We start from the raw sequence: 26015 nt of genomic DNA on the forward strand, positions 1-26015 counted from the left end.
GCCGTACTCCCGACCGCACTCCGGCCGGGCTTCCCGCCAGGGATAAAGTGCGCACATGGGACATTGGCTGGAGCGGAACATCGTCGAGCCGGGCAAACTCCCGCTGTTGCTCGCCCTGACCGCCTTCGTCCTGACCTTCGTGATCACGCGGGTCATCACGCGGCTGATCCGCGCCGGGAAGGGCCCGTTCGGCAACGTGAAGGCCGGCGGACTGCACATCCACCACGTGGTCCCCGGCGTCATCCTGGTCGTGGTCGGCGGCTTCGGCGCGGTCGCCGGTTCCCGCAACGGCGTCGGCGCGGCCCTCGCCGCGATCGTCTTCGGGATCGGCGCGGGACTGGTCCTCGACGAGTTCGCGCTGATCCTGCACCTCGGCGACGTGTACTGGACCGAGGAGGGCCGCAAGAGCGTCGAGGCCGTCGTCATCACGGCCGCGCTGGTCGGGCTGCTGCTCGCCGGTTTCTCGCCGTTCGGCGTCAACGACCTCTCGGCGGACGAACTCCAGGACCGGGGCACCGTCATCGCGAACGTCGTGGCCAACTTCGGCCTCTCCCTCGTCGCCCTGAGCAAGGGCAAGACGCGCACCGCGATCTTCGGGGTGATCGTCCCGCTGGTCGCCCTCGTCGGCGCGGTCCGGCTGGCCCGCCCCGGCTCGGCCTGGGCCCGCCGCTTCTACGGCAACCGGCCGCGCGCCCGCGCCAGGGCCCGGCTGCGCGGCTATCACCACGACCGCCGCTGGTCCCGGCTCACCCTGACCCTTCAGGACTGGATCGGCGGCAGACCCGACCGCCCCGAACCACTGGAACTGCCCGGCCGCAGCCCCGGCTCCGGCCCTGGTCCCGGCCCCAGCCCCGGTCCCGACCCCGGCCGCCGGTGACGCCACCGGCGCCACGGCCGCCGTCCCGCCGGCACCACCGCGCACAGCAACGCGACCCCCGCGATGGCCGCCAGATGCTCCTTTCCGGCCAGGTTGTCCTTCAGCGCCACCTCGACCGCCATCGCGGCCGCCACCGCGCCGACGGTGACGTAGGCGCCGTACCGCCAGCCCAGGTAGACCGCGAGCCCGACGACGGCGGCCGACGGTCCGGTGTCCACCAGCAGGGCGTCCGAGGCCGGCAGCCCCAGCGGACCGTGCGGTCCCAGCGCGATGCCCGTCCGCGCGTACAGCGTGCCGGCGAGGGTCGCCACGTACGCGACGACCAGGGTCCGGTACCAGCCCAGGCACACCTCGGCGATGCCGAGGACCACCAGGACCTGGACCAGCGCGCCCCACACCGGCAGGTCGAGCGCCGGCACGAACAGCGACAGGGGAGTGCGCAGCAGGGCCGCCCAGAGCGGGTCCGCGGCGCGCACCGCCCCGGCGTTCTGCACGACGCGGTAGCCCCACGACTGGTTCTGCGCGAACTGGAGCAGCGCGGTCAGGCACACCGCCCCGACCGTCATCGGCACCGCCCGCAGCCGGCGCTTCGTCAGCGGGCCGTGCACGGTGGCGTACAGCAGCCCCCATTCGGCGCGGGCCCAGCGGGCGAGCGGTGTCATGCCGTGGTCCTCATCCCCGCGCTTCCCGCTGCGTGTCCAGGTGCTTGCGGTGCACCCACTTCGGCAGTCCCGGCGCCTCCAGGAACCCCTCCGCGCGCGCCGACGCCAGGCCGATGCGCGGAAGGTCCGCGCTCTTCTCGAAGAGCAGGAACCGGGGTTCCCAGATGGGCCGGTACTTGGCGTTGGCCCGGTACAGGGACTCGATCTGCCACCACCGGGAGAAGAAGCTCAGCAACGACCTCCACAGCCGCAGCACCGGCCCGGCGCCGAGACGCGCACCACGTTCGAAGACCGAACGGAACATCGCGAAGTTGAGCGAGACCTGCGTGATCCCGATCTCCCCGGCACGCCGGAGCAGTTCGATGACCATGAACTCCATCAGCCCGTTGTCGGAGTCCCGGTCCCGCCGCATGAGGTCCAGGGACAGCCCGCCCGGCCCCCAGGGCACGAAGGAGAGCAGGGCCCGCAGCCCACCCTCCCCGTCCGTGCACTCCAGCATCACGCACCGGCCGTCCCGGCCGTCCCCGAGCCGCCCCAGCGCCATGCTGAACCCGCGCTCGGTGGCCCCGTCCCGCCAGTCGTCCGCGCGCCGGACCAGGTACGACATCTCGTCCGCCGGGATGTCCTCGTGGCGGCGGATCCGCACCTCGTACCCCGCCCGGCCGACCCGGTTGTACGCCTGCCGGACGGTCCGCATCGCCCGCCCGTCCAGCGTGAACTCGGCGACCTCGACGATCGCCTCGTCGCCGAGCTCCAGCGCGTCGAGGCCGTGCCGCGCGTACACGGTCCCGGCCTCCTCGCCCGCCCCCATCACCGCCGGGATCCACCCGTGCGCCCGCGCCTCGGCGAGCCACGGCACGATGGCCCCCGGCCATGCCTCGGGGTCCCCGATCGGATCCCCTGAGGCGAGCGACACCCCGCCCACCACCCGGTAGGCGACCGCCGCCTTCCCGGTCGGCGACCACACGACGCTCTTCTCCCGCCGCAGCGCGAAGTACCCGAGCGAGTCCCGCTCGCCGTGCCGCTCCAGCAGTTCCCGCAGCCGCTTCTCGTCGTCCTCGGTGATCGCGTCGACGGCGCGGCGGGAGCGGAAGGCGGCGTAGAGGACGGCGAGCACGAGGACCGTGCTGAGCACGTTGATGACGACGTTCACCCAGTTCGGCGGGGCGATGTACGGGAACCGGGAGGGGTCGGCGGCGACCGACACCAGGCGCAGGGTGCCGTAGTGCCAGCGCTCCGGGAACGTCGAACGCGCGGCGTGCGGCGCCTGGTCGGTGACGGTCACCAGAAGGGCGGCGAGCAGCGAGGCGGCGAGACCGCCGGCGACGGCGACGGTGGCGGCGAGACGCGGGTTCGACCGGTCGCCCTTCGCGTAGAACTCCCGCCGCCCGACCAGCAGGGCCACGACGAAGGCGGCGGTCAGCACGATCGAGACCCAGTTCTGCGCGTACCGCCGGATCTCCGGGAACGCCATGGCGAACGCGAACAGCGCGAGGAAGAGCCCGCTCAGCACCAGGTTGAGGATCCACGCGGCCCGCTTGCGGCGCCGCATCGTGATCGCGAGGAACGCGGTGAAGACGCCGGAGGCGAAGCCGGCCGTCAGCAGGTACGGCGTGAAGAAGTTCTCCTGGTTGTGCCGCCGCACGTCCTGGCCCAGCGAAACCCACACCGCGCTGAGGAAGTTGACGAAGGCGACGGCCCGCAAGTACCACACGGCGAAGGCGGCGGCCCGCTGGGAAACCCCGGCACCCCGCCGCCCCGGCCCACGTCCCTCACACCGCTCCACGGCAATTCGGACATCTCCCATGGAGAGCGATCATATGGGCGTCCTCGTGCCAAACCTCGCCGCACGCACCCTCTTTCCGTCGCACGCGTACCCGGGTCGCGCCTTTCGCCGGGTGTCGCGCCCTCGTGGCTGGTCGCGCAGTTCCTCCCCCAGCCTTCGGCCGGGGGGACCCCCAGCGCCCCTGAGGGGGCGCTACTCCTCGGGCTTCTCCTCCGGCTCGGGCTGCTTCTCCGGGAGTTCCGCCGCCAGTGCTGCCGCGGCCTGGACCAGTGGCAGGGCCAGCAGGGCGCCCGTGCCCTCGCCGACCCGCACGCCCTGCTCGAGGAGCGGCTCCAGGGCCATCCGGTCCAGAGCCTTCGCCTGGCCCGGCTCCCCGCTGTCGTGGGCGGCCAGCCACCAGTCCGGCGCCCGGAACGCGATCCGCTGCGCGACCAGCGCACACGCGGCCACCACCACACCGTCCAGCACCACCGGCAGCTTCCGCACCGCGGACTGCAGCAGGAACCCGGTCATCGCCGCGAGGTCGGCCCCGCCGACCGTCGCCAGCAACTGCAACTGGTCCCCGAGCACCGGCCGCGCCCGCCGCAGCGCGTCCCGGATCGCCGCGCACTTCCGCATCCACGCGAGGTCGTCGATGGGGAGCCCGCCCCGTCCGGTCACCACGGACGCGTCCGTCCCGCAGAGCGCCGCGACCAGGACGGAGGCCGCCGTGGTGCCGCCGACACTGACGTCACCGAGGACCACCAGGTCGGTCCCCGCGTCGGCCTCCGCGTCGGCCAGCGCGAGGCCCGCCCGGAAGGCCGCCTCGGCCTCCTCCGGGGTCAGCGCGTCCTCGATGTCGATCCGGCCGCTGCCCCGCCGCACCCGGTGCCGCACGACCTCCGCGGGCAGCGCGTCCGGGTCGCAGTCCAGCGCCATGTCCACGATCAGCACCGGCACCCCGAGCCGCCGGGCGAGCACCGCCACCGGGCTGGCCCCCTCCAGGACCGCCCGCACCAGCACCTCCGCGCTGCCCGCCGGCCGGGCGGAGACGCCGAGTTCGGCCACGCCGTGGTCGCCGGCGAAGAGCAGCACCCGCGGCCGTTCCACCGGCCGCACCGGAACCGAACCCTGCGCGGCGGCCAGCCACTCACCCAGGTCGTCGAGGCGGCCCAGCGACCCGGGCGGCACGTTCAGCCGCTCCCGGCGCGCCTCGGCGTCACGGCGCACACCGCCGTCGGGGCGCTCGATCAGATCGGTGAAGTCGTCGAGATTAAGCGAGCTCATTCGCCGAACAGTACCGGCACCCGACGAACGGTTAGGTGCCAGATCGCCACCACACCCGCACGGCGCCTTGGCAGGCAAGATCGGTATCCCATACGTTCCGGTTTGCAGTGGATTGCGTTCAGGGAGTACTGGCCCGTACCGGGAGCACAGGGAGCCGCCCATGCCGCCGCGCACGCCCGAACCCGCCCCGGGCCCCGACCGGTTCCACGAGCCGCGCCGCGAGGACTGCCCCTGGTGCGGCTCCAGGCGGCTGCGCACCCGCCTGCGCACGCCCGACCTCCTCCACCACCGGCCCGGCACGTTCACCGTCGACGAGTGCCGGGACTGCGCCCACGCCTTCCAGAACCCCCGGCTGTCCGCGGCCGGCCTCGCCCTCTACCACCGTGACTTCTACGACGGCCGCCTGGAGGACTACACCGACCGCCTCCACACCACCCGCGCCGGCCGCCGCAGGCACCGCGCCGCCGCCCGCGTGATGCTGACGCTGCCGGAGCCGGAGAGCTGGCTGGACGTCGGCACGGGCCACGCCCACTTCCCGCGCACGGCGAAGGAGCTCTTCGCCTACACCTCGTTCGACGGCCTGGACCCGACCCTCCGGGTGGGGCGCGCCCAGACCGAGGGCCACATCGAGGAGGCCCACTGCGGGTACCTGGCCGCGCCGGAGGTGCTGGCCCGCCTGCGCGGCCGCTACGACGTCGTCAGCATGTTCCACCACCTGCAGCACACCCCCGACCCGCGCGCCGAACTCCGCGCCGCCCTCACCGCGCTGCGCCCCGGCGGCCACGTCCTCATCGACGTCCCGAACCCGCGCAGCGCGTTCGCCCGGCTCCTCGGCAAGTGGTGGATTCCCTACGGCCAGCCCCGCCACCTGCACCTGATGCCGCTGGGCAACCTCCGGGCGGAGCTGGAGTCCCAGGGCTGCGAGATCCTCGGAACCGACCGGAAGTCGCCCCACCTGCCGTACGACATCTCGGCGGCGCTCGGCCTGGTGCTCGGCCGGCTCCTGCCCAAGCGGTGGCTGCGGGCGGCGGCCCCGCTGGTCGCCGCGGCGAGCATCGCCGACCACACCCTGGCCCCGCTGCTGCGCCGGACGCCGTTCTCCAACGCGTACCGGATCGTCGCCAGAAAGCCCTGCTGACGACCGGTCACGCGACCGCGGCCCGGCGGGGGTTGCTCGCGCAGTTCCCCGCGCCCCTTGTGGGGCTTCCTAGCTGCGGGCAGGCGTGCCGCTGGGGCGGCACGGGTGGGCGCGGCGGCACCCGGTGAGCGCCGGTGAGTGTCCCGACCCCCCGCCCTCACTTACCTCAGCACCACCACCTGCCCCGCCACCACCAGCACCACCTGCTCGCACTCACCCGCGAACGCCGCGTTCAGTCGCCCCAGTTCGTCCCGGTACCGCCGCCCCGACGCCGTCGCCGGCACGATCCCCGACCCCACCTCGTTGGACACGGCCACCACCGTCCGCCGACTCGCCCGCACCGCCTCCGTCAGCTCCCGCACCCGCTCCCGCAGGGCCTTCTCCCCGCCCGACGCCCACTCCGTGTCGTCCCACGCCCCGACGGAGTCCATCGCGTCCGTCAGCCACAGCGACAGGCAGTCGACCAGCAGCGGCGGCCCGTCCTCGGCCAGCAACGGCACCAGGTCGCACGTCTCCGTCGTACGCCAGGACCCCGGCCGCCGCTCCCGGTGCACGGCGACCCGCGTCGCCCACTCGGTGTCCCCGCCGCGGGTGCCGCCCGTGGCGACGTAGAGCACGTCCGGGAAGGACTCCAGCCGCCGTTCGGCCTCCACGGACTTCCCCGACCGGGCCCCGCCCAGCACCAGCGTCCGGCGCGGTACGTCGGGCACGTCCTCGTACACCCCCACCGTCAGCGTCGTCCCGTCCGGCACCGCCCGCGCCCCGGCCACCGCCAGCCGGCGCCGCAACTCCGGTCCCGGCGGCACGTCATGGCCGAGATGGACGGCGACGACGTCCGTGGTCGGCCCGACCGCGCCGACCGCCCGCAGCTTCGCCAGCGCGTCCGGCCGCCCGACGACGTCGAGGAGCACCAGGTCGTACGCCTCCGCGCTCCCGTTCTCCAGCCCGGCCTGCGCCCCGCCCGGCGGCAGGTACAGGAGCCGCTGCCCGTCGGGGCCGGTCACCGCGTACCCGGTGCCGCCCGCGTCCATCGCCACCGCCCGCACCCGATGCCCCGTCAGCAGCGCCAGCTCCCGCCCGTCCGGCACCCGCCCCGGCTGCGGCAGCCCGGCCGGCACCTCGACGGCGGGCCCGTCGTGCGGATGCGACAGCAGCACCTGCCGTACCCCGCCCAGGGACAGCCCGGCCCGGGCCGCCGCGAACGCCACACCCGGCGTCAGATCGAGCAGCAACGTCCCGTCGACGAGCACCGCGGTGGCGGCCCGCGCATCCTCCCCGACGGCACACGCACAGGCCGCACACGGACAGCCGGGCGAAGGCAGCCCCGCAGGAGCACCGGTACCGAGCAAAGTCACTTCCACGCCCTGATTTTCACCCGTCCCAACGGTTCCCGCTTCAGCGGCGTCCAGTAAGACGCGCCCCGAGGGGGCGCGGGGCTGTATTTGACTTGCGGCTGCCGCCGCGTGGGCGCGAGCAACCCCCACCGGCCCCGCACCTGCCCCACAACCAGCGGAGTTTTCGTCGGCGCCCTTATACGATGCACCGGTTGGATCAAAGGAGGCCTACATGGCGGCATGGACATGGCGGTTCGAGAAGTCCGACGGGACGGAGGTCCAGCCCGCGGTGGAGCCCGAGGAGTTCACCACACAGGGCGACGCCGAATCGTGGATCGGCGAGCAGTGGAAGGCCCTGCTGGCCGGCGGCGCCGACCAGGTGCGGCTCTACGAGGACGCCACCGAGATCTACGGCCCGATGAGTCTGCACGCGGACGAGTCCTGAGGCGTGCCGGTCCGGGGCGGCCCTCGCCGGCCGCCCCGCCGGTCACCCGGTCACTGCTCGCCCAGCGTCACGTCCACCGTCCTGCTGATGCCCTCCCGGCTGTAGGCCACCGTCGTCTTCTGCCCCGGCCGGTCCGAGGCGAGCGACTCGGCCAGTGAGGTGATGGTGGTGATGTCGTCGCCCCCCACCCTGGTGATGATGTCCCCGGGCCGGATGCCCGCCTTGTCGGCCGCGCCACCGTGCTCCACGGTCACCACGGCCACTCCGGCCGGCTGGTAGTTCACGTCGACGACCGTGCGCCCGGTGATGTCGAGCGCGGCCCGCCCCGAGTCGGTCACCTTGCCCTGCTTGATGATCTGGTCGGCGACCGTCTTCACCATCGACCCCGGGATGGCGAACCCGATCCCGGGCGCCGCGCTGCCGCCCAGGTCGGGGTCGCTCGCGGCGAGCGTGGGGATGCCGATGACCTGGCCGTCCAGGTTGACCAGCGCGCCGCCGCTGTTGCCGGGGTTGATGGCCGCCGAGGTCTGCACCATGTTGGGGATGGTGGCGCCCGTACCGCCGCCCGCGGTGTTCTCGCTGACGGTCCGTCCGGTCGCCGACACGATGCCCTCGGTCACGCTGGACGACAGCCCGAGCGGCGATCCCATGGCCAGCGTGATCTGCCCGACCGAGACCTTCTCGGTGTCCCCGAAGGCGGCCGCCTTCAGCCCGTCCGGGATCCTGTCGAGCCTGATGACCGCCAGGTCCTGCTGCGGGTAGGAGTACACCAGCGTCGCGGTCAGCGGTTCCTCCGTGTTGGCGGTCGTCACCTTGAACCGCTTCTCGTTGCCCACGACATGCGCGTTGGTGACGATGTGTCCGTTGCCGTCGTAGACCACGCCCGAGCCCAGGTCGCTGCTGGCCTGGATCTGTACGACCGACGGCAGGACGTCCTTGATCACCTTCTGGTACCGGTCCTGCAGCTCCGTCGCCGCCAGCGGGACGGCCGCCGCCCGGGCGGCGGCGGTGTCCTCGGCCGCGTCACCGTCGAAGGCGGAACATCCGGAGACCAGGGCGAGGCAGCAGGAACCGAGCGCGGCGGCCGTACGCAGGGTCCGGCGGGCGGGGGAAGCGTCCATGCCCCGAGTCTCGCCGCGACGGTGACGCTCCGGCTCGCGCTGCTGGCCCGAACGAGCGGCAGCGGCACCGGCCACCGGGTGCGGTCAGCCGCGGACCCCGCACAGGTGCAGCAGCGCCGCGACCGAACGGTACGGATCCGTCCGCCCGGCCCGCTCCTCCACCGCGAGCAGCGTCTCCAGGCCGGCCGGTGCCTCCGCGTCGTCCGCGGCGGTGTCCGTGAACACCCGTACGCCGTACCAGGACTGCAATGGCGCCCCGATGCCGGCGAGTGCGCCGGTGAGGGTGGCCAGCCGGTCGGCCCGGACGTCCAGGCCCAGCCTGTTCCGGTAGGAGACGGTGTCGAAGGCCTCCAGGGCGCCCGCCCAGTCACCGCTCAGCCCCGGCCGCATGGCCAGCGCGTCGGCGTTGCGCACCAGCAGCGACAGCAGCCCGCCCGGGGCCAGCATCCGGGCCAGCCCGGCGAGCAGCGCGTCCGGCTCCTGGACGTACATCAGCACCCCGTGGCAGAGCACCACGTCGAAGCTGCCGGGGAGGAAGTGGACACCCGTGTCCCGGCCGTCCCCCTGGACGATCCGCACCCGCTCGCGGATGCCCTCCGGCTCGTCGGCCAGGGCCCGGCGCGCGGCCGCGACCATCGCCGGCTCCCGCTCGACACCGGTCACCTGGTGCCCGGCCCGGGCCAGCCGCAGCGCCTGCGTGCCCTGGCCCATCCCCACGTCGAGCACCCGCAGCCGCTGCCCGACCGGGAACCGCCCGGCTATCTGCTCGTCGAGCTGACGGGCCACCAACTGCTGCCGTACGACGTCACGCAGTCCGCCCAGCCTGTTCAGCCAGGCTTCTGCCGCACCCTCGGAGAACGGCTCTGCGCTCAGGGCCGCTCTCCGCGCTTGACCTGCGGCTTGGGCAGCCGGAGCCGGCGCATCTGGAGGGAGCGCATCAGGGCGTAGGCGACGGCGCCCTTCTTGTTCTGGTCGGGGAAGCGCTCGGCGAGGCGCTTGCGCAGCCGCAGGCCGCTGATCACCGCGTCGAGCACGATCAGCACGATCACGACCAGCCACAGCAGCAGCGCGATGTTCTTGATCGCCGTGTTGTTGACCACGCTCATGACCAGGATGACCACGGCCAGCGGCAGGAAGAACTCCGCCACGTTGAAACGCGAGTCGACCCAGTCGCGGGCGAACCTGCGGACCGGGCCCTTGTCACGGGCGGGCAGGTACCGCTCGTCGCCGGTGGCCAGCGCCTGGCGCTGCCGGTCCATGGCGGCGCGCCGGTCGTCGCGCTGACGCTTGGCGGCGTCCTTGCGCGTCGTCGGCGTGTTGGCCACGCTGCGCCGCTGGCTCTGGGCCTCACTGCGCTTGGGCGTGGGCCTGCCCTTGGGGGCCTGCGGGTCACGGGTCTCTTTGGAGTCGGTCACGACCGCCTTGTCGGCGGAGGCCTTCTCATCCTTGGCACGGCTACGGAACACAAAACCCAAGGGTACGGGGTCGCGGGGTGTGGGCCCTAGTCCGGCGGGGAACGATCCCGCAACGCCGGTCGTCTCCATGGGGGGACAGAGGGGACGTTGCAGGCGCTTCGCTCAGGGGGCCACCTACTACCTGTGCCGGAGCGGAGCTGTCGGTAGTCGTCCTTGGGGATGAGCGCATCGGTCCCCGAACAGTGCGGTAATGGAGGCAGGGCCCGTACTGTGGGTTCTGTCGCAGGATCTGTGAGCTGGAGTCCGTCAGAAGGGGGCGCGCGAAGCCCATGAGCGGTGTCATGAAGCGTATGGGGATGATCTTCCGCGCGAAGGCGAACAAGGCCCTGGACAGGGCCGAGGACCCGCGCGAGACCCTGGACTACTCGTACCAGAAGCAGCTGGAGCTGCTGCAGAAGGTCCGCCGCGGCGTCGCCGACGTGGCGACCAGCCGCAAGCGGCTCGAACTCCAGCTGAACCAGCTCCAGCAGCAGTCCTCCAAGCTGGAGGACCAGGGCCGCAAGGCGCTCGCGCTCGGCCGCGAGGACCTCGCCCGCGAGGCGCTCTCCCGCCGCGCCGCCCTCCAGCAGCAGGTGACCGACCTGGAGACGCAGCACGCCACCCTCCAGGGCGAGGAGGAGAAGCTCACCCTCGCGGCCCAGCGCCTCCAGGCCAAGGTGGACGCCTTCCGCACCAAGAAGGAGACCATCAAGGCCACCTACACCGCCGCCCAGGCGCAGACCCGCATCGGTGAGGCCTTCACCGGCATCTCCGAGGAGATGGGCGACGTCGGCCTCGCCATCCAGCGGGCCGAGGACAAGACCCAGCAGCTGCAGGCCCGCGCCGGCGCCATCGACGAGCTCCTCGCCTCCGGCGCCCTGGACGACCCGACCGGCACGGCCAAGGACGACATCGCCGCCGAGCTGGACCGGCTCTCCGGTGGTACGGATGTGGAGCTGGAGTTGCAGCGCATGAAGGCCGAGCTCGCCGGAGGTTCGCCCCAGCAGGCGATCGAGGGCGGCACCGGCCAGGGCCAGCAGTCGCAGCAGCCGCAGGACACCCCGCGCTTCGACAAGCAGTAGCCGACGCCTGGAGGGCGACATGGCCGACATGGTCGTGAGGATCATGGGGGAGGGCCAGGTGAGGCTGGCCGACAGCCACCTCGCCGAACTGAACAAGCTGGACGACGAGCTCCTCGCGGAGACCGAGTCCGGCGACGAGGCAGCCTTCCGCCGCACCCTGGGCGCCCTCCTGGACAAGGTCCGGGAACTGGGCGCCCCGCTCCCCGACGAAGCCCTGGAACCCTCCGACCTGATCCTCCCGTCCCCGGACGCGACCCTGGAAGAGGTCAGGGCCCTGCTCCGGGACGACGGTCTCATTCCAGGCTGACGCTCACGTAGACAGCCCGTCCGGCGTTCGAGGACGAGGCCGTTCAGGCCGAAGCGGGGGTCTGGGGGCGGCAGCCCCCAGGGAGGACGGTGCCTGCAGCGGCCCGAACCGACAGTTCCGGCCCGCACGAACCGGCCGTACTGTTCAGTACGTGAGCACTCTCGAAAGAGCCCGCTGCAGAGCCGGCGCCCATCCACTCGCCGTGGACGCGGTCATCGCCGCGGGCGCCCTCGTCTGCATGGTCGTGAGCTCTTTCGCGGTACCGCACGGCGCGCACGGCGTCGCCTGGGGCATCCGCACCCCGGACCCGCTCAGCCTGCTGCTGATGACGCTCGCCGCCGCGGCCCTGGTCTTCCGCCGGTACGCCCCGAAGACGGTCCTCGCCGTCACCGGCGCCGCCTCCGTCGTCGAGTGCGTCACCGGCGACCCCCGCGCCCCCGTCGCGATGGCGGCCGTGGTCGCCCTGTTCACCGTCGCCGCCACCACCGACCGCCGCACCACCCTGCGGGCCGGCCTGCTCACCATGACCGTGCTGACCACCGCCGCGATGGTCGCGGGCCCGCTGCCCTGGTACGCCCAGGAGAACCTCGCGATCTTCGCCTGGACCGGCATCGGCGCCACCGCAGGGGACGCCGTCCGCAGCCGGCGCGCGGTCGTCCAGGCCATCCGCGAGCGGGCCGAGCGCGCCGAGCGGACCCGGGAGGAGGAGGCCCGCCGCCGGGTCGCCGAGGAGCGGCTGCGCATCGCCCGGGACCTGCACGACGTCGTCGCCCACCACATCGCCCTGGTCAACGTGCAGGCCGGGGTCGCCGCGCACGTCATGGACAAGCGGCCCGACCAGGCCAAGGAGGCCCTCGGCCACGTCCGCGAGGCCAGCCGCTCCGCGCTGAACGAACTGCGCGCCACCGTCGGCCTGCTCCGCCAGTCCGGCGACCCCGAGGCACCGACCGAGCCCGCCCCCGGCCTGCACATCCTGGACGAACTCGCCGACACGTTCCGCAACGCCGGCCTCCAGGTCGAGGTCGCCCGCGCCGACCAGGGCGCCACCCTGCCGGCCGCCGTCGACCTGGCCGCCTACCGGATCATCCAGGAGGCCCTGACCAACGTGCAGAAGCACGCGGGACCCGACGCCAAGGCCGAGGTGAGCGTCGTACGCGTCGGACCGCAGATCGAGGTCACCGTCCTGGACGACGGCTCCGGTGAGGACACCGCCCCGGAGGAGGGCGGCGGCCACGGGCTGCTCGGCATGCGCGAGCGCGTCACCGCCCTGCGCGGCACCCTCACCACCGGCCCCCGCTACGGCGGCGGCTTCCGCGTCCATGCGATCCTGCCGGTCAAGACCGACACCGACGACCGTACGGGCGACCGTGCGCACGGCCGGGCCAAGGGCCGTGCGGCCGCTCTGGGGGATTCCGCATGACGATCCGTGTCCTGCTCGCCGACGACCAGGCACTGCTGCGCAGCGCGTTCCGGGTGCTCGTCGACTCCGAGTCCGACATGGAGGTGGTCGGCGAGGCCTCCGACGGCGCCGAGGCGGTGGCGCTGACCCGGGAGCGGGAGGCCGACGTCGTCCTGATGGACATCCGGATGCCGGGCACCGACGGGCTCGCCGCCACCCGGCTGATCAGCGCCGACCCCTCCCTCGCCCACGTCCGCGTGGTCATCCTCACGACCTTCGAGGTCGACGACTACGTCGTCCAGGCGCTGCGCGCGGGCGCCTCCGGCTTCCTCGGCAAGGGCAGCGAACCCGAGGAACTCCTCAGCGCCATCCGGGTCGCCGCGGGCGGCGAGGCGCTGCTCTCCCCGACGGCCACCAAGGGCCTGATCGCCCGCTTCCTCGCCCAGGGCGACCTCGGCGACGACGGCCGCGACCCGGCCCGCACCGACCGGCTCGACGCGCTCACCTCACGCGAGCGCGAGGTCCTGGTCCAGGTCGCCGGCGGGCACTCCAACGACGAGATCGCCGAACGCCTGGAGGTCAGCCCGCTGACCGTGAAGACGCACGTCAACCGGGCCATGGCCAAGCTGGGCGCGCGGGACCGGGCGCAGCTCGTGGTGATCGCGTACGAGTCGGGGCTGGTCCGCCCGAGGATGGACTGATCTCCACCCGGGCGTACTGCGGGCGGAGTAGGAGCCGGATAAGGGAACGGCACCCTGGGGCTACCCGAGCAGGTCCGCGCATGGGTGAGAGTGGTGCGGTGGGCGCTCACAGGTGCCCCCTGTGCCGTCCGTCTGCCGCTCACAGCAGCTCACCGAAAAGAGACCCCGACCCATGTCCTGGCTGTCCAGATTCAGCCTCGCGCAGCGGGCCCTGATAGGCCTCATCTCCCTGATCGCGCTCGTCTTCGGGGCGATCGCCATCCCCCAGATCAAGCAGCAGCTGCTGCCGACGATCTCCCTGCCCATGGTGTCGGTCATCGCCCCGTACCAGGGGGCGGCGCCCGACGTCGTCGAGAAGCAGATCGTCGAGCCGATCGAGAACAACCTCGAAGGCGTCGACGGCGTCACCGGCGTCACCTCCACCGCGAGCGAGGGCAACGCCGTGATCATGGCGTCCTTCGACTACGGCAACGACACCAAGCAGCTGGTGGCCGACGTCCAGCTGGCCGTCAACCGCGCCCAGCTCCCGGACTCCGTCGACCCGCAGGTCATCTCCGGCTCCACCGACGACATGCCGACCGTGGTCCTCGCCGTCACCTCCGGCAAGGACCAGCAGGCCCTCGCCGACCAGCTGGACAAGACGGTCGTCCCGGCCCTCAAGGACGTCGACGGCGTCGGCCGCGTCCAGGTCACCGGCGTCCGCGACGTCCAGGTCACCGTCACCCCGCAGGACGCGAAGCTCGCGCGGGCCGGGCTCACCTCCGCCGCCCTCGCCCAGTCGCTCCAGGCGGCCGGCGCGACCGTCCCGGCGGGCTCCTTCGACGAGGACGGCGCCAACCGCACCGTCCAGGTCGGCGGCGGACTCACCTCGCTGCGGCAGATCGAGGACCTGATGGTCACCGGGCAGGGCGTGCAGAAGCCCGTGCGCCTCGGCGACGTCGCCACGGTGAAGCAGCAGGAGGCCCCGGCCGACTCCATCACCCGCACCGACGGCCGCCCCAGCCTCGCCGTCAACGTCACCATGGACCACGACGGCAGCGCCGTCTCCATCTCGAACGCGGTCAAGGACAAGCTGCCGAAGCTGCGCCAGGACCTCGGCTCCGGCGCCACCCTCACGGTCGTCAGCGACCAGGGCCCGGCGGTCTCCAAGTCCATCAAGGGCCTCACCACCGAGGGCGCCCTCGGCCTGCTCTTCGCGGTCCTGGTCATCCTGCTCTTCCTGGCCTCGGTCCGCTCGACCCTGGTGACCGCGGTGTCCATCCCGCTCTCCGTGGTCCTCACGCTGATCGTGCTGTGGACCCGCGGCCTCTCCCTCAACATGCTCACCCTCGGCGCGCTCACCATCGCCATCGGCCGGGTCGTCGACGACTCGATCGTGGTCCTGGAGAACATCAAGCGCCACCTCGGCTACGGCGAGGAGCGCCGGTCCGCCATCCTCACGGCGGTGCGTGAAGTGTCCGGCGCGGTCACCTCCTCCACCCTCACCACGGTCGCCGTCTTCCTGCCGGTCGGCCTGGTCGGCGGCATGGTGGGCCAGCTGTTCGGCCCCTTCAGCCTCACGGTCACCGCGGCACTGCTGGCGTCCCTCCTGGTCTCCCTGACGGTCGTGCCGGTCCTGTCCTACTGGTTCCTGCGCGCCCCGAAGAGCGCCCCCGAGGACGCCGAGGAGGCCCGCCGCAAGGCCGAGGAGAAGGAGGCCGACAGCCGCCTCCAGCGCCTCTACGTCCCCGTCCTGCGCTTCGCGACCCGGCGCCGCCTCACCAGCGTGCTGATCGCGATCGTCGTCCTGGTCGTCACGTTCGGCATGTCCGGGCTGCTGAAGACCAACTTCTTCGACCAGGGGGACCAGGAGGTCCTCACCGTCAAGCAGGAGCTGAAGCCCGGCACCAGCCTGGCCGCGACCGACGTCCAGGCGAAGAAGGTCGAGAAGCTCCTCGCCTCCATCGACGGCGTCAAGGACTACCAGGTCACCGTCGGCTCCTCCGGCTTCATGGCGGCCTTCGGCGGCGGCACCGACACCAACCAGGCGTCGTACTCGGTGATGCTGGACGACTCGAAGTCGTACGACCGGGTGCAGAACGCCATCGAGGACGGCCTGCACAAGCTGTCCGGCATCGGTACGACCACCGTGTCGGCCGGTGACGGCTTCGGCAGCCAGGACCTGAGCGTCGTCGTGAAGGCGGCCGACGGCGACGTGCTGCGCAAGGCCGCCGAGCAGGTCCGGGCCACGGTCGCCAAGCTGGACGACGTCACCGACGTCACCAGCGACCTGGCGCAGAGCGTGCCGCGCATCTCGGTGAAGGCCAACTCCAAGGCCGCGGCGGCCGGTTTCGACGACCAGACGCTGGGCGCCGCTGTCACCCAGGCCGTCAAGGGCACCACCGCCGCGAAGGCCACTCTCGACGACACCGAGCGCGACGTCGTCGTGAAGTCCGCCAAGCCGGCCGAGACCCTCGCGCAACTGCGCGCGCTCAAGCTCGGCCCGGTGAAGCTCGGCGACATCGCCACCGTGAAGCTGGTGGACGCCCCGGTGTCGATGACCCGGATCGACGGCCAGCGCGCCGCGACCGTCAGCGCGAAGCCCACCGGTGACAACACCGGCGCGGTCAGCACCCAGCTCCAGTCCAAGATCAAGGCGCTGAAGCTCCCGGCGGGCGCGACGGCCTCGATCGGCGGCGTCACCTCGGACCAGGACAGCGCGTTCAAGAACCTGGGCCTGGCGATGCTCGCGGCGATCGCGATCGTCTTCATGCTGCTGGTCGCGACCTTCCGGTCGCTGGTCCAGCCACTGATCCTGCTGGTCTCCATCCCGTTCGCGGCGACCGGCGCGCTCGGCCTGCTGGTCGTCACCGGCACCCCGATGGGCGTCCCCGCGATGATCGGCATGCTGATGCTGATCGGCATCGTGGTGACCAACGCGATCGTCCTGATCGACCTCGTCAACCAGTACCGGAGCCAGGGCTACGGCGTGGTCGAGGCCGTGATCGAGGGCGGCCGCCACCGTCTGCGGCCCATCCTCATGACGGCCCTGGCGACGATCTTCGCCCTCCTCCCGATGGCGCTCGGCGTCACCGGCGAGGGCGGGTTCATCGCCCAGCCGCTCGCCGTGGTCGTGATCGGCGGTCTGATCACCTCCACCCTGCTCACCCTGCTGCTCGTGCCGACGCTCTACGCGATGGTCGAGCTCCGCAAGGAGCGCAGGGCCGGGAAGCGTGCCGCGAAGAAGGGCCGGGGGGACACGGAGTCCGCCCCCGCGTCCGAGGAGCCGCAGCCCGCGGCCGTGTGACGGTCCCGCGAACGGCGGCCGGTTTCCGGAACACCACCGGGAACCGGCCGCCCGTGCCTGCCCGTTCCGTATGCTGGCGCCGCGAACCGCACGACGGGGAAGGGGAGTTTCGGCGTGCCGCTGCACAAGGACGACCCGAGGTCCCTCGGCGGGTACCGGCTGGCCGACCGGCTCGGGGCCGGCGGGATGGGCATCGTCTACCGGGGCCGCTCACGCTCCGGGCGCGAGGTCGCCGTCAAGGTGGTGCACGCCCAGTACGCCGAGGACCCCGTCTTCCGGGCCAGGTTCCGGCAGGAGATCGAGGCCGCCCGCCGGGTCAGCGGCGCCTTCACCGCCCCCGTCCTGGACGCCGACCCGGACGCGCCGACGCCCTGGATGGCCACCCAGTACGTGCCCGGCCCCTCCCTCGCCGCCCGCATCCGGGCCCACGGCGCGCTCCGCGTCACCGAGTTGCGGCCGCTGGCCCTCGGCCTGGTCGAGGCGCTGCGCGACATCCACCGGGCCGGGGTGGTGCACCGGGACCTGAAACCGGCCAACGTCCTGATGGCCGAGGACGGCCCCCGCGTCATCGACTTCGGCATCTCCCGGGCCGCCGAGAACCACAACACCCTCACCGAGACGGGGCAGATGGTCGGCACCCCGCCGTTCATGTCCCCGGAGCAGTTCACCGACGCCCGTACCGTCGGCCCCGCCTCCGACGTCTTCTCCCTGGGCGCGCTGCTGGTGTACTGCGTCACCGGGCGCGGCCCCTTCGACGCCGACAGCCCCTACCTCACCGGCTACCGGGTGGTCCACAACGAGCCCGTCCTGGACGGCGTCACCGGCCCGCTGCGCGCGGTCCTGGAACGCTGCCTGGCCAAGGAACCCGACGCCCGGCCCGGACTCGACGACCTGGCCCGCCAGTTCGCGGCGGCCCTGCCGGAGCCGTCCGCCGCCGAACCGCAGACCCTGACCCTGCGCCTGCCGGACACACACCCCGGCCGCCATGCCCCGGCCCCCGACGCCGCCACCCCGCCGGTCACCGCCCGCCGCTCCCGCCGCCGCACCCCCCGCGTACTGCTGGCCGCGACCGCGGTGACCGCCCTGTCCCTGACCGGCTACTTCCTGCTCGGCCCCTGGAACGGCGACGGCGAGGCCCGCGCCGGCTCCTCGACCTCCTCGGCCTCCTCCGGATCCCGCTGGGACGCCCTCCCCGACGGCTGGAAACCCTGGCAGACAACGGTGTCCGCGACCGCCGAGCAGGGGGTGAAGAAGGCACCGGGCTACGAGGGCGACACCTCGCCGACCTGCGTCTCGGACGGCTCCTCCGTCTACTGCGGCGGCACCGCCCTCCTCCCCACCCGGGTCGACGCCACCACCGGCCGGACCCTGTGGCGCGCCGGCATAGCCCCCACGGGCACACCGGCCGACCGCTACATCACCACCGTTCTCGGCGTGGACGACGGCCGGGTCCTCGTCGAGCTCCAGATCACCGACGGGAACGGCGCCGGAAAGGCGCAGTCCGTCATGGCGCTCGACGGCAAGGACGGCACCAGGCTCTGGTCCCACGCGGTCCGCACCGACTCCCTGGGCTCGGCCTACGGCGACGGGGTGACCCTGACCCAGGAGGGCGACGGCAGCACGTTCACCGTCCGCTCGGCGCGGGACGGCAGCGTCATCAGCACCGTCCCGGTGCCCGGCGGCTGGCTCTGCTCGATGCTCTCCGCGGGCGACTTCCCCTACGCGGACTGCGGCGACCAGTCGGACGGCTCGCACGCCACGAAGTTCTACGTCGTCCACCCCGCCGACGGCTCGGTGCGCACCCTGGACTCTCCCGCCCAGACGGCCAGTTTCGTCGGCACCCTCTCCGGACAGCTGATCTTCCTGGAGTCGGACGACCAGGACGTCAACAACGGCCCGGATCTCATCTACAACCGCATCGTGCGCGTCGACCCCGGCACCGGCGAACGCACTCTGACCCCGCTGCCCGAGAAGTACCGGGGCGGGCTGCCCACCCTGGCCCACGGCACGCTCTTCCTCGCCACCTCCAGCGGCCTGGTCACCGCGTTCTCACCGACGACCGGGGCCCGGCTGTGGGAGAGCCACACGACCCTGGAGTCGCCGGGCCAGGCCTCGGTGGACGCGAAGGGCCGCACGGTGTACATGGCGGGCATGAGCGGCCGGGTGGTCGCCCTCGACGCGGCCAGGGGCACCGTCCTGTGGGAGTCCTCCGCGCGCGCCGAGGTGCTCGGCAACAGCGGCCTGCTGCCGACGGTGTGGTTCAACCGCGGCGCGCTGGTCCTCTCCACCTCCGACGGCACCGTCTTCACCCTCGACCCCGCACACCCCGAGCGCAAACCCGTCGACCCGGGGTGACACGGGCGTCGTCACGGCTACGGCAGCGCCAGCATCCGCTCCAGGGCCAGCTTGGCGAACGCCTCGGTCTCCTGGTCGACCTCGATGCGGTTGACCAGGTTGCCCTCGGCCAGCGACTCCAGGGTCCACACCAGGTGGGGGAGGTCGATGCGGTTCATGGTCGAGCAGAAGCAGACCGTCTTGTCGAGGAAGACGATCTCCTTGCCCTCGGGCGCGAAACGGTTCGCGAGGCGGCGGACCAGGTTCAGCTCGGTGCCGATCGCCCACTTGGAGCCGGCCGGGGCGGCCTCCAGGGCCTTGATGATGTACTCCGTCGAGCCGACGTAGTCGGCGGCGGCCACGACCTCGTGCCGGCACTCCGGGTGGACCAGCACATTGACGCCCGGGATCCGCTCGCGCACGTCGTTGACCGAGTCCAGCGAGAACCTGCCGTGCACCGAGCAGTGGCCGCGCCACAGGATCATCTTCGCGTCCCGCAACTGGTCGGCCGTGAGACCGCCGTTGGGCTTGTGCGGGTTGTAGAGGACACAGTCCTCCAGGGACATGCCCATGTCCCGGACGGCGGTGTTGCGGCCCAGGTGCTGGTCGGGCAGGAACAGCACCTTCGTTGTTGAGGGCTCCCCCTGCTCGAAGGCCCACTCCAGGGCGCGCTGGGCGTTCGACGAGGTGCAGATGGTGCCGCCGTGCTTGCCCGTGAACGCCTTGATGTCCGCGGACGAGTTCATGTACGAGACGGGGACCACCTGCTCGGCTATCCCGGCCTCGGTCAGCACGTCCCAGCACTCGGCGACCTGCTCGGCGGTGGCCATGTCGGCCATCGAGCAGCCGGCCGCGAGGTCGGGGAGGACCACCTTCTGGTCGTCGGAGGTCAGGATGTCGGCGGACTCGGCCATGAAGTGCACACCGCAGAACACGATGTACTCGGCCTCCGGGCGGGCGGCGGCGTCCCGGGCCAGCTTGAAGGAGTCGCCCGTGACATCGGCGAACTGGATGACCTCGTCGCGCTGGTAGTGGTGGCCGAGCACGAAGACCTTGTCGCCGAGCTTCTCCTTGGCCGCGCGGGCGCGCGCGACCAGGTCCGGGTCGGACGGCGAGGGCAGGTCGCCGGGACACTCGACGCCCCGCTCGCTCTTCGGGTCGGCCTCACGGCCGAGCAGCAGCAGGGCGAGCGGAGTCGGCTGTACGTCGAGCTCCGTGGTCTGGGCGGTGGTCACGACACGCACCCTTTCTACTTTTCGTCGTTCTGACGTTATCTATCATAACTGCTTCACGTCACTTTGACGATGGCCATAGCGTCGATGTGACATCAATCCCGGCGCCGAACGGGAGGGTGGCCGCCAGGTGGACGCGGTGTGGTCGCCTTGTGCGCAGGTCGCCGTGGGTGGCCAAGGCGACAGCTGTGTGTCACCGCGGGCATGTGCGAGCATGAAGACGTAGGAAAAACGCGAGAACGCGCATGCCGGCCCGGAATGAATCAGCGGACCCGCCGGTTGCACTCGTCGGCAAGCAGTCTCCGTACAACCCGGGAGAGATGTAGATGTCCGTATCGGACGAGACCAGCACCGCCACCGACGGCATCATCCTGAGCGACGCCGCCGCGGCCAAGGTCAAGGCCCTGCTCGACCAGGAAGGCCGTGACGACCTCGCCCTGCGTGTCGCCGTCCAGCCCGGTGGCTGCTCCGGCCTGCGCTACCAGCTCTTCTTCGACGAGCGTTCCCTCGACGGCGACGTCGTCAAGGACTTCGGCGGTGTCAAGGTCGTCACCGACCGCATGAGCGCCCCGTACCTGGGCGGCGCGTCGATCGACTTCGTCGACACCATCGAGAAGCAGGGCTTCACGATCGACAACCCGAACGCGACCGGCTCCTGCGCCTGCGGCGACTCCTTCAGCTGAACCGAAGGGCACACAGCAGGAAGGCGGCGGCCCCTCGTGGTGAGGGGCCGCCGCCTTCGTGTGTGCCTGCTCATCCCACCTGCGGGATCAGCGTCGTCGCCTTCTCCTTCGGGACGGCGCCGCCGTCCGTGCCGACCACCTTCCGGCCGTCCAGCGGCGCGTCGAGGCGGACCGTCTGGTGGTACTGCTTGGCGATCATGACGCAGATCTTGTCCGGCCAGGGCGTCGCGGTCACCTTCACCACCACCTGCTCCGAACCCTCGTCGGCCGTGGCCTTGTAGTCGGCGCACACCCCGCCGGTGAAGGCGACGGTCAGCTCGCGGCCGTCGGCCGTGTAGCCGTCCACCTTCACGTCCTTCGTGGCCCCCGCCGACGGCGTCGGCGTCGGCGTCGACGCGGAGGCCAGGTACGTCGGGTCCACCGCCGGATAGGTCACGGTGTACGAGTCCGCCGCCCCGCTCACCCGGAACAGCCAGGACGGCACCAGCGCCTGCCGCCCCGCGACGGACTGCGCGGCGAGCCCGAACACCGCCTTCTCGACCACGGCCGACGACGCGGACGACGGGGACGACGCCGTCGACGCGGCGGACGGCGTCGACGCGCCGCACGGCTGCTCCAGCCGGTCCTTCAGCGGTACGGAACTGGCGCAGCCGCCGATGCCCATCCGGTGGCCGGAGCGCGGCGCCGCGTTCATCAGCGCCAGCGTCTTCGCGGCGCCCAGCACCGGATACGTGTCGCCCTTGGCGGGCGCCGCCAGCATCCCGTTGCCGCCGACCACCTCGCCCTGCCTGCTCACGGTCAGCCCGGTCGTCCAGCCGTACGTCGGCAGCCCGCCGACCACCGGATCGGCGTTCACCACCCGCTGGGCGCCCATCACCTGGCTCGCGTCGAGCTTCGCGCCGTCCTGGCCGAGCGCCTTCAGTACCGGCGCCGCCGCCTGCTCGGCATCGCCGACGCTCACCGGGTCACCGGCGGGCGCCGCCGGGTCCTGCGCGCACACCAGGCCGCTCTTGCAGTTGTCGGTGCCGGGGGCGTAGCGGCTGTACGTCCACAGGCCCGGGGCGGCCCGGTTCACCTGGAGACTCCCGCCCGAGCCGTCGTGGTCGGTGCCCACCTTCCAGACCTGGCCCTCGGCCACCGGGGCCCCCTCGATCCCGAGCGCCTTCGCCAGCGCGGCGACCCGGTCCTTGGAGACCTCGGCGGAGGGCTGGTACACGGCGGCCGAGCCGGGGCCCGCGGGGAGCGTTCCGCTCGCCCGGTACGTCACGCCGTAGGGGTTGGGCTCGCCCGGGGCTATGCCGTTGCCGCCCGAGGAGCCCGAGGAGCCCGAGGAGTAGCCGTCCAGGGCGAGGGGCGGGGGAGTGGAACCGCCGGACGCGCCCGTGGTCGTACCGCCGCCGGAGTCGGAGCCCCTGTTCGAGGCGAGGTAGGCGCCGCCTCCGCCGACCAGCAGGACGGCGGCGGCCACGGAGGCGATGACGAGGGCGGGGGAGCGGCGGCGGGGAGCGAGATCGTCGGCGAGGTCGTCGGCCTCCTTGGCGTCGGCGTCGGCGTCGGCACCGGTTTCGGCCTCGGGTGTGCCGGGAGCCTCAGGAGCGTCGGAGGCATCGGAGAGCACGGCCGCTTCCGGCTCGGCCGGGGGCTCCGCGGGCTCGGCGGCGGTCTCGGCGGCCGGGGCCACGTCCGGCTCGGGGGCCTCGTCGGGCTCCGGCACCTCCGCTGCGGCGTCCTCGGCGTCCTCGGCGGACTCCGCGTCGGCATCGGAGCGGGCATCGGCGGCGGCGACCGCCTCGGCCTCGACCTCGGCAGCCTTCGGCGACTCCGTGGCCTGCCCGGCCTCGGGGGGCTCCCCGGTGCCGCCCGCGGCCGCGTCGTCCTCGTTCTCGGGTCGCTCGCTCTTCACCGCATCGCTCCTTGCCGTGTCGTATCCCGCCTCCCCTTCACGGGGGACGGCGATGGGACGCGGGAGGGGAGCGCGCGGTTCCCTGGAAACGCGCCGGGCGGGACTCAGTCGCCGTAGTCGGACATCGCGTCCAGGAGTCTGGCGGACTTCTTCGGCACGGTCACCCCGTGGATGAGTGAGGGCGGCACCGGGCGGGCATCGCTGTGATCGGGAACCACCCAGTGCGGAGCCATCCGGGCGCAGTCCCCGCGCAGCGACGCGAGGTCGTCGTCGAGGTCGGCCGGAGCGGGGGCGTGGACCTTGAGGTTCGTCATGACGGAACCGTAAGCACGCCGGGTGCCGCGAAGAAAGATCTACTATCGGGTAGTTTTGGCACCTTCAGGGCGCCCACCCGGACCCGGTAGCGTTAACTGTCAATAACGCCTCCCCTTCAGGAGAGTCCCAGCCGTGCGCATCGCAGTCACCGGCTCCATCGCCACCGACCACCTCATGACCTTCCCCGGCCGCTTCGCCGACCAGCTGGTCGCGGACCAGCTGCACACGGTCTCGCTGTCCTTCCTGGTCGACAACCTGGACGTGCGGCGCGGCGGCGTCGGCGCGAACATCGCGTTCGGCATGGGACAGCTCGGCACCCGGCCGATCCTGGTCGGCGCGGCGGGCTTCGACTTCGACGAGTACCGGGCCTGGCTCGACCGGCACGGCGTCGACACGGACTCCGTCCGGATCTCCGAGACCCTGCACACCGCGCGATTCGTGTGCACGACCGACGCCGACCACAACCAGATCGGCTCCTTCTACACGGGCGCGATGAGCGAGGCCCGCCTGATCGAGCTCAAGACGGTCGCCGACCGGGTCGGCGGACTCGACCTGGTCCTGATCGGCGCGGACGACCCGGAGGGCATGCTCCGCCACACGGAGGAGTGCCGGACCCGGTCCATCCCCTTCGCCGCCGACTTCTCCCAGCAGATCGCCCGGATGAACGGCGACGAGATCCGGATACTGCTGGAGGGCGCGACGTACCTCTTCTCCAACGAGTACGAGAAGGGGCTCATCGAGACGAAGACCGGCTGGAGCGACGAGGAGATCCTCGCGAAGGTCGGCCACCGGGTCACGACGCTGGGCGCGCGGGGCGTGCGCATCGAGCGGGCGGGGGAGGACCCGATCGAGGTCGGCTGCGCCGACGAGGAGCGCAAGGCCGACCCGACGGGTGTCGGCGACGCGTTCCGTGCCGGGTTCCTGTCCGGGCTCGCGTGGGGGGTCTCGCTGGAGCGGGCCGCCCAGGTCGGCTGCATGCTGGCGACTCTCGTCATCGAGACCGTGGGGACGCAGGAGTACCAGCTGCGGCGGGGGCACTTCATGGAGCGGTTCACGAAGGCGTACGGGGACGAGGCCGCGGAAGAGGTTCGCGGGTACCTGGTCTGACGTCGTCGGGTGCCGGTGCGTGGGGGCTGGTCGCGCCCACGCGGCGGCAGCCGCAAATCGACCCGGCCCCGCGCCCCTTTCCGGGGCGTTCAGCTGAGCCGGCGTACCAAGTAAGCCGTTCCTCGTTCCGCCTTCTCCTCACCCTCGTACTCCTGGCCCCGCATCTCGCACCACGCCGGGATGTCCAGCCGTGCCGCCTCGTCGTCGGACAGGACCCGGACCCTGCCGCCCACCGGCACGGTCCCGATGACCTTCGCCAGCTCGATGACGGGGATCGGGCAGCGCTTGCCGAGTGAGTCGACGACGACTTCCTCTGCCTGCGGCACGGCAGCCGTCGGCGTCGGGGCGCCCAGCCTCTCCCGCACCCCCGCCACCACCCCCGGCAGCACCTCCAGGAACCGTTCCACATCCGCCTCGGCCGCGCCCGTCGGCAGGGACACCCGGACGTTCCCCTCGCTCAGCACACCCATTGCCTTGAGCACATGGCTCGGCGTCAGGGTGCTGCTCGTGCAGGACGACCCCGAAGACACCGAGAAGCCCTCCCGGTCCAACTCGTGCAGCAGTGTCTCTCCGTCGACATAGAGACAGGAGAAGGTGACGATCCCGGGCAGTCGGAGCTCCGGATCGCCCACCACCTCCACGTCCGGCACCAACTCCGGTACCCGCGCCCGGATCCGCGCCGTCAGCTCCCGCAGCCGTACGGCCTCCCGCTCGGCCTCCGCCCGCACGGCCCGCAGCGAGGCCGCCGCCGCGACGATCGCCGGCAGGTTCTCGAAGCCGGGTGCCCGCCCCGACTCCCGCTCGTCCGAGGCCCCTTGGACGGCGAACCGCACCCCCTTGCGCACCACCAGCAGCCCCACCCCGGCCGGCCCGCCCCATTTGTGTGCACTCGCCGTCAGCAGCGACCAGCCGCCCTCGACCCGCCCCCACCCCAGCGACTGCGCCGCGTCCACCAGCAACGGCACCCCGGCCGCCCGGCACGCCTCGGCCACCGCCGCCACCGGCTGTACGGTCCCCACCTCGTGGTTGGCCGACTGGAGGCAGGCGAGCGCGGTGTCCGGGCGGAGCGCGGCCTCGTAGGCACCGGCCTCCACCGTGCCGGTCCGCGCCACCGGCACCCGGGTCACCTGTCCGCCTTCCGCTTCGAACACCTCGGCCGAATGGAGCACCGAGGAGTGTTCGACGGCTGACACGATCAGGTGACGTCCGACGCGACGACGACCGGCCAACGCACCCGCGATGCCCGCGTGTACGGCCCGGGTGCCCGAGGGGGTGAAGGCCAGCTCGTCCGGTCGGCACCCGACGGCCTCGGCAGCCGCCTCCCGCGCGGCATCCAGCAGCATCCGCGCCTTCCGCCCCTCCCGGTAGAGACGGGAGGGGTCGGCCCACCCGTCGTCCAGAGCGGCCAACAACGCCTGCCGGGCGACGGGATGGAGGGGAGCAGCGGACGCAGCGTCAAAGTAGGGCACACAGCAACGGTAGAACGCCGGTGGATCACCCAACCTCAGGGGCGCGGGGCTGTGCCGATATGCGGCTCCGCCGCGTGGGCGCGACCAGCCCCCACCCACCCGCACCTGCCCCGC

At 72.5% G+C, this 26015-nt stretch carries 22 protein-coding genes; 11 read left to right on the plus strand and 11 right to left on the minus strand.

Annotated features, from left to right (window positions below):
• Positions 1-55 precede the first annotated feature (55 nt).
• Positions 56-877 (plus strand): hypothetical protein, encoded by an 822-nt coding sequence (locus ACGF5O_RS02070; RefSeq protein WP_393807996.1) that lies wholly within the window; start codon positions 56-58, stop codon positions 875-877.
• On the opposite strand, the gene ACGF5O_RS02075 is transcribed toward ACGF5O_RS02070, so the two are convergent.
• The 3 genes from ACGF5O_RS02075 to cobT form a co-directional block, all read right to left on the minus strand.
• The gene (locus ACGF5O_RS02075) at positions 760-1539 is read right to left on the minus strand and encodes a hypothetical protein (protein WP_393807997.1); all 780 of its coding nucleotides are present in this window, start codon (positions 1537-1539) and stop codon (positions 760-762) included. The two genes, ACGF5O_RS02070 and ACGF5O_RS02075, sit on opposite strands and share 118 nt — an antisense overlap.
• Before the next feature lie 10 nt (positions 1540-1549).
• A complete protein-coding gene (locus ACGF5O_RS02080) occupies positions 1550-3346 on the minus strand; it encodes a phosphatidylglycerol lysyltransferase domain-containing protein (RefSeq protein WP_393807998.1) in 1797 nt (598 codons plus the stop codon).
• Between the two features lie 171 nt (positions 3347-3517).
• Positions 3518-4591 carry a nicotinate-nucleotide--dimethylbenzimidazole phosphoribosyltransferase gene (gene cobT, locus ACGF5O_RS02085; RefSeq protein WP_393807999.1) on the minus strand — a complete coding sequence of 358 codons (1074 nt, stop codon included), beginning with the start codon at positions 4589-4591 and terminating at the stop codon, positions 3518-3520.
• A 160-nt stretch (positions 4592-4751) separates the two neighbouring features.
• On the opposite strand from cobT, the gene ACGF5O_RS02090 reads away from it, so the two are divergent.
• The gene (locus tag ACGF5O_RS02090; RefSeq protein ID WP_393808000.1) at positions 4752-5729 is read left to right on the plus strand and encodes a class I SAM-dependent methyltransferase; all 978 of its coding nucleotides are present in this window, start codon (positions 4752-4754) and stop codon (positions 5727-5729) included.
• A gap of 161 nt (positions 5730-5890) precedes the next feature.
• Here ACGF5O_RS02090 and ACGF5O_RS02095 read toward each other — a convergent pair whose 3' ends face one another.
• The gene (locus ACGF5O_RS02095; RefSeq protein ID WP_393808001.1) at positions 5891-7090 is read right to left on the minus strand and encodes a bifunctional adenosylcobinamide kinase/adenosylcobinamide-phosphate guanylyltransferase; all 1200 of its coding nucleotides are present in this window, start codon (positions 7088-7090) and stop codon (positions 5891-5893) included.
• Between the two features lie 205 nt (positions 7091-7295).
• Here ACGF5O_RS02095 and ACGF5O_RS02100 point away from each other — a divergent pair, with 205 nt between their 5' ends.
• On the plus strand, positions 7296-7508 hold the full coding sequence (locus ACGF5O_RS02100) for a hypothetical protein (RefSeq protein WP_393808002.1): 213 nt from the start codon (positions 7296-7298) through the stop codon (positions 7506-7508).
• Positions 7509-7558: 50 nt separating this feature from the next.
• Here ACGF5O_RS02100 and ACGF5O_RS02105 read toward each other — a convergent pair whose 3' ends face one another.
• The 3 genes from ACGF5O_RS02105 to ACGF5O_RS02115 form a co-directional block, all read right to left on the minus strand.
• Complete coding sequence (locus ACGF5O_RS02105; RefSeq protein WP_393808003.1) at positions 7559-8629, minus strand: S1C family serine protease; 1071 nt, start codon at positions 8627-8629, stop codon at positions 7559-7561.
• 84 nt (positions 8630-8713) lie between these two features.
• Entirely contained in the window at positions 8714-9415 is a 702-nt protein-coding gene (locus tag ACGF5O_RS02110; RefSeq protein WP_393808004.1) for a class I SAM-dependent methyltransferase, read from the minus strand.
• Between the two features lie 83 nt (positions 9416-9498).
• Positions 9499-10173, minus strand: a complete 675-nt coding sequence (locus ACGF5O_RS02115; RefSeq protein ID WP_393808005.1) for a DUF3043 domain-containing protein — start codon at positions 10171-10173, stop codon at positions 9499-9501.
• 200 nt (positions 10174-10373) lie between these two features.
• Here ACGF5O_RS02115 and ACGF5O_RS02120 point away from each other — a divergent pair, with 200 nt between their 5' ends.
• The 6 genes from ACGF5O_RS02120 to ACGF5O_RS02145 all read left to right on the plus strand — a co-directional run bounded on the left by ACGF5O_RS02120 (position 10374) and on the right by ACGF5O_RS02145 (position 19213).
• The gene (locus ACGF5O_RS02120; RefSeq protein WP_362581794.1) at positions 10374-11165 is read left to right on the plus strand and encodes a PspA/IM30 family protein; all 792 of its coding nucleotides are present in this window, start codon (positions 10374-10376) and stop codon (positions 11163-11165) included.
• A 28-nt stretch (positions 11166-11193) separates the two neighbouring features.
• Positions 11194-11472 (plus strand): hypothetical protein, encoded by a 279-nt coding sequence (locus ACGF5O_RS02125; protein WP_384046734.1) that lies wholly within the window; start codon positions 11194-11196, stop codon positions 11470-11472.
• A 151-nt stretch (positions 11473-11623) separates the two neighbouring features.
• Positions 11624-12892, plus strand: a complete 1269-nt coding sequence (locus ACGF5O_RS02130; RefSeq protein ID WP_393808006.1) for a sensor histidine kinase — start codon at positions 11624-11626, stop codon at positions 12890-12892.
• The gene (locus ACGF5O_RS02135) at positions 12889-13572 is read left to right on the plus strand and encodes a response regulator (RefSeq protein WP_393808007.1); all 684 of its coding nucleotides are present in this window, start codon (positions 12889-12891) and stop codon (positions 13570-13572) included. Before ACGF5O_RS02130 ends, ACGF5O_RS02135 begins: the two co-directional genes overlap by 4 nt.
• A 172-nt stretch (positions 13573-13744) precedes the next feature.
• Positions 13745-16858 (plus strand): efflux RND transporter permease subunit, encoded by a 3114-nt coding sequence (locus ACGF5O_RS02140; RefSeq protein ID WP_393808008.1) that lies wholly within the window; start codon positions 13745-13747, stop codon positions 16856-16858.
• Between the two features lie 114 nt (positions 16859-16972).
• A complete protein-coding gene (locus ACGF5O_RS02145; RefSeq protein WP_393808009.1) occupies positions 16973-19213 on the plus strand; it encodes a PQQ-binding-like beta-propeller repeat protein in 2241 nt (746 codons plus the stop codon).
• Between the two features lie 17 nt (positions 19214-19230).
• On the opposite strand, the gene nadA is transcribed toward ACGF5O_RS02145, so the two are convergent.
• On the minus strand, positions 19231-20427 hold the full coding sequence (gene nadA / locus ACGF5O_RS02150; RefSeq protein ID WP_393808010.1) for a quinolinate synthase NadA: 1197 nt from the start codon (positions 20425-20427) through the stop codon (positions 19231-19233).
• Positions 20428-20750: 323 nt separating this feature from the next.
• Here nadA and ACGF5O_RS02155 point away from each other — a divergent pair, with 323 nt between their 5' ends.
• Entirely contained in the window at positions 20751-21107 is a 357-nt protein-coding gene (locus ACGF5O_RS02155; protein WP_030951236.1) for an iron-sulfur cluster assembly accessory protein, read from the plus strand.
• A 70-nt stretch (positions 21108-21177) separates the two neighbouring features.
• Here ACGF5O_RS02155 and ACGF5O_RS02160 read toward each other — a convergent pair whose 3' ends face one another.
• Entirely contained in the window at positions 21178-23010 is a 1833-nt protein-coding gene (locus ACGF5O_RS02160) for a hypothetical protein (RefSeq protein WP_393808011.1), read from the minus strand.
• Between the two features lie 104 nt (positions 23011-23114).
• Positions 23115-23324: a hypothetical protein gene (locus ACGF5O_RS02165; RefSeq protein ID WP_362581780.1), complete on the minus strand. Its 210-nt coding sequence runs from the start codon at positions 23322-23324 to the stop codon at positions 23115-23117.
• Between the two features lie 133 nt (positions 23325-23457).
• Between ACGF5O_RS02165 and ACGF5O_RS02170 the strand changes: the two genes are divergently transcribed.
• Positions 23458-24432, plus strand: a complete 975-nt coding sequence (locus ACGF5O_RS02170; protein ID WP_393808012.1) for a carbohydrate kinase family protein — start codon at positions 23458-23460, stop codon at positions 24430-24432.
• A gap of 89 nt (positions 24433-24521) precedes the next feature.
• On the opposite strand, the gene ACGF5O_RS02175 is transcribed toward ACGF5O_RS02170, so the two are convergent.
• Positions 24522-25901: a cysteine desulfurase/sulfurtransferase TusA family protein gene (locus ACGF5O_RS02175; protein WP_393808013.1), complete on the minus strand. Its 1380-nt coding sequence runs from the start codon at positions 25899-25901 to the stop codon at positions 24522-24524.
• Between the last annotated feature and the right edge of the window lie 114 nt (positions 25902-26015).

This window comes from Streptomyces sp. NPDC048291, from assembly GCF_043201715.1.
In the GTDB taxonomy this organism is placed as follows: Bacteria; Actinomycetota; Actinomycetes; order Streptomycetales; family Streptomycetaceae; genus Streptomyces.

Excerpts from the sequence above, each read along its gene's own strand:
- ACGF5O_RS02070 (WP_393807996.1), top strand. The coding sequence starts at position 56 with ATGGGACATTGGCTGGAGCGGAACATCGTCGAGCCGGGCAAACTCCCG.
- ACGF5O_RS02075 (WP_393807997.1), bottom strand. The coding sequence starts at position 1,539 with ATGACACCGCTCGCCCGCTGGGCCCGCGCCGAATGGGGGCTGCTGTAC.
- ACGF5O_RS02080 (WP_393807998.1), bottom strand. The coding sequence starts at position 3,346 with ATGGGAGATGTCCGAATTGCCGTGGAGCGGTGTGAGGGACGTGGGCCG.
- cobT (WP_393807999.1), bottom strand. The coding sequence starts at position 4,591 with ATGAGCTCGCTTAATCTCGACGACTTCACCGATCTGATCGAGCGCCCC.
- ACGF5O_RS02090 (WP_393808000.1), top strand. The coding sequence starts at position 4,752 with ATGCCGCCGCGCACGCCCGAACCCGCCCCGGGCCCCGACCGGTTCCAC.
- ACGF5O_RS02100 (WP_393808002.1), top strand. The coding sequence starts at position 7,296 with ATGGCGGCATGGACATGGCGGTTCGAGAAGTCCGACGGGACGGAGGTC.
- ACGF5O_RS02105 (WP_393808003.1), bottom strand. The coding sequence starts at position 8,629 with ATGGACGCTTCCCCCGCCCGCCGGACCCTGCGTACGGCCGCCGCGCTC.
- ACGF5O_RS02115 (WP_393808005.1), bottom strand. The coding sequence starts at position 10,173 with ATGGAGACGACCGGCGTTGCGGGATCGTTCCCCGCCGGACTAGGGCCC.
- ACGF5O_RS02120 (WP_362581794.1), top strand. The coding sequence starts at position 10,374 with ATGAGCGGTGTCATGAAGCGTATGGGGATGATCTTCCGCGCGAAGGCG.
- ACGF5O_RS02125 (WP_384046734.1), top strand. The coding sequence starts at position 11,194 with ATGGTCGTGAGGATCATGGGGGAGGGCCAGGTGAGGCTGGCCGACAGC.
- ACGF5O_RS02135 (WP_393808007.1), top strand. The coding sequence starts at position 12,889 with ATGACGATCCGTGTCCTGCTCGCCGACGACCAGGCACTGCTGCGCAGC.
- ACGF5O_RS02140 (WP_393808008.1), top strand. The coding sequence starts at position 13,745 with ATGTCCTGGCTGTCCAGATTCAGCCTCGCGCAGCGGGCCCTGATAGGC.
- ACGF5O_RS02155 (WP_030951236.1), top strand. The coding sequence starts at position 20,751 with ATGTCCGTATCGGACGAGACCAGCACCGCCACCGACGGCATCATCCTG.
- ACGF5O_RS02165 (WP_362581780.1), bottom strand. The coding sequence starts at position 23,324 with ATGACGAACCTCAAGGTCCACGCCCCCGCTCCGGCCGACCTCGACGAC.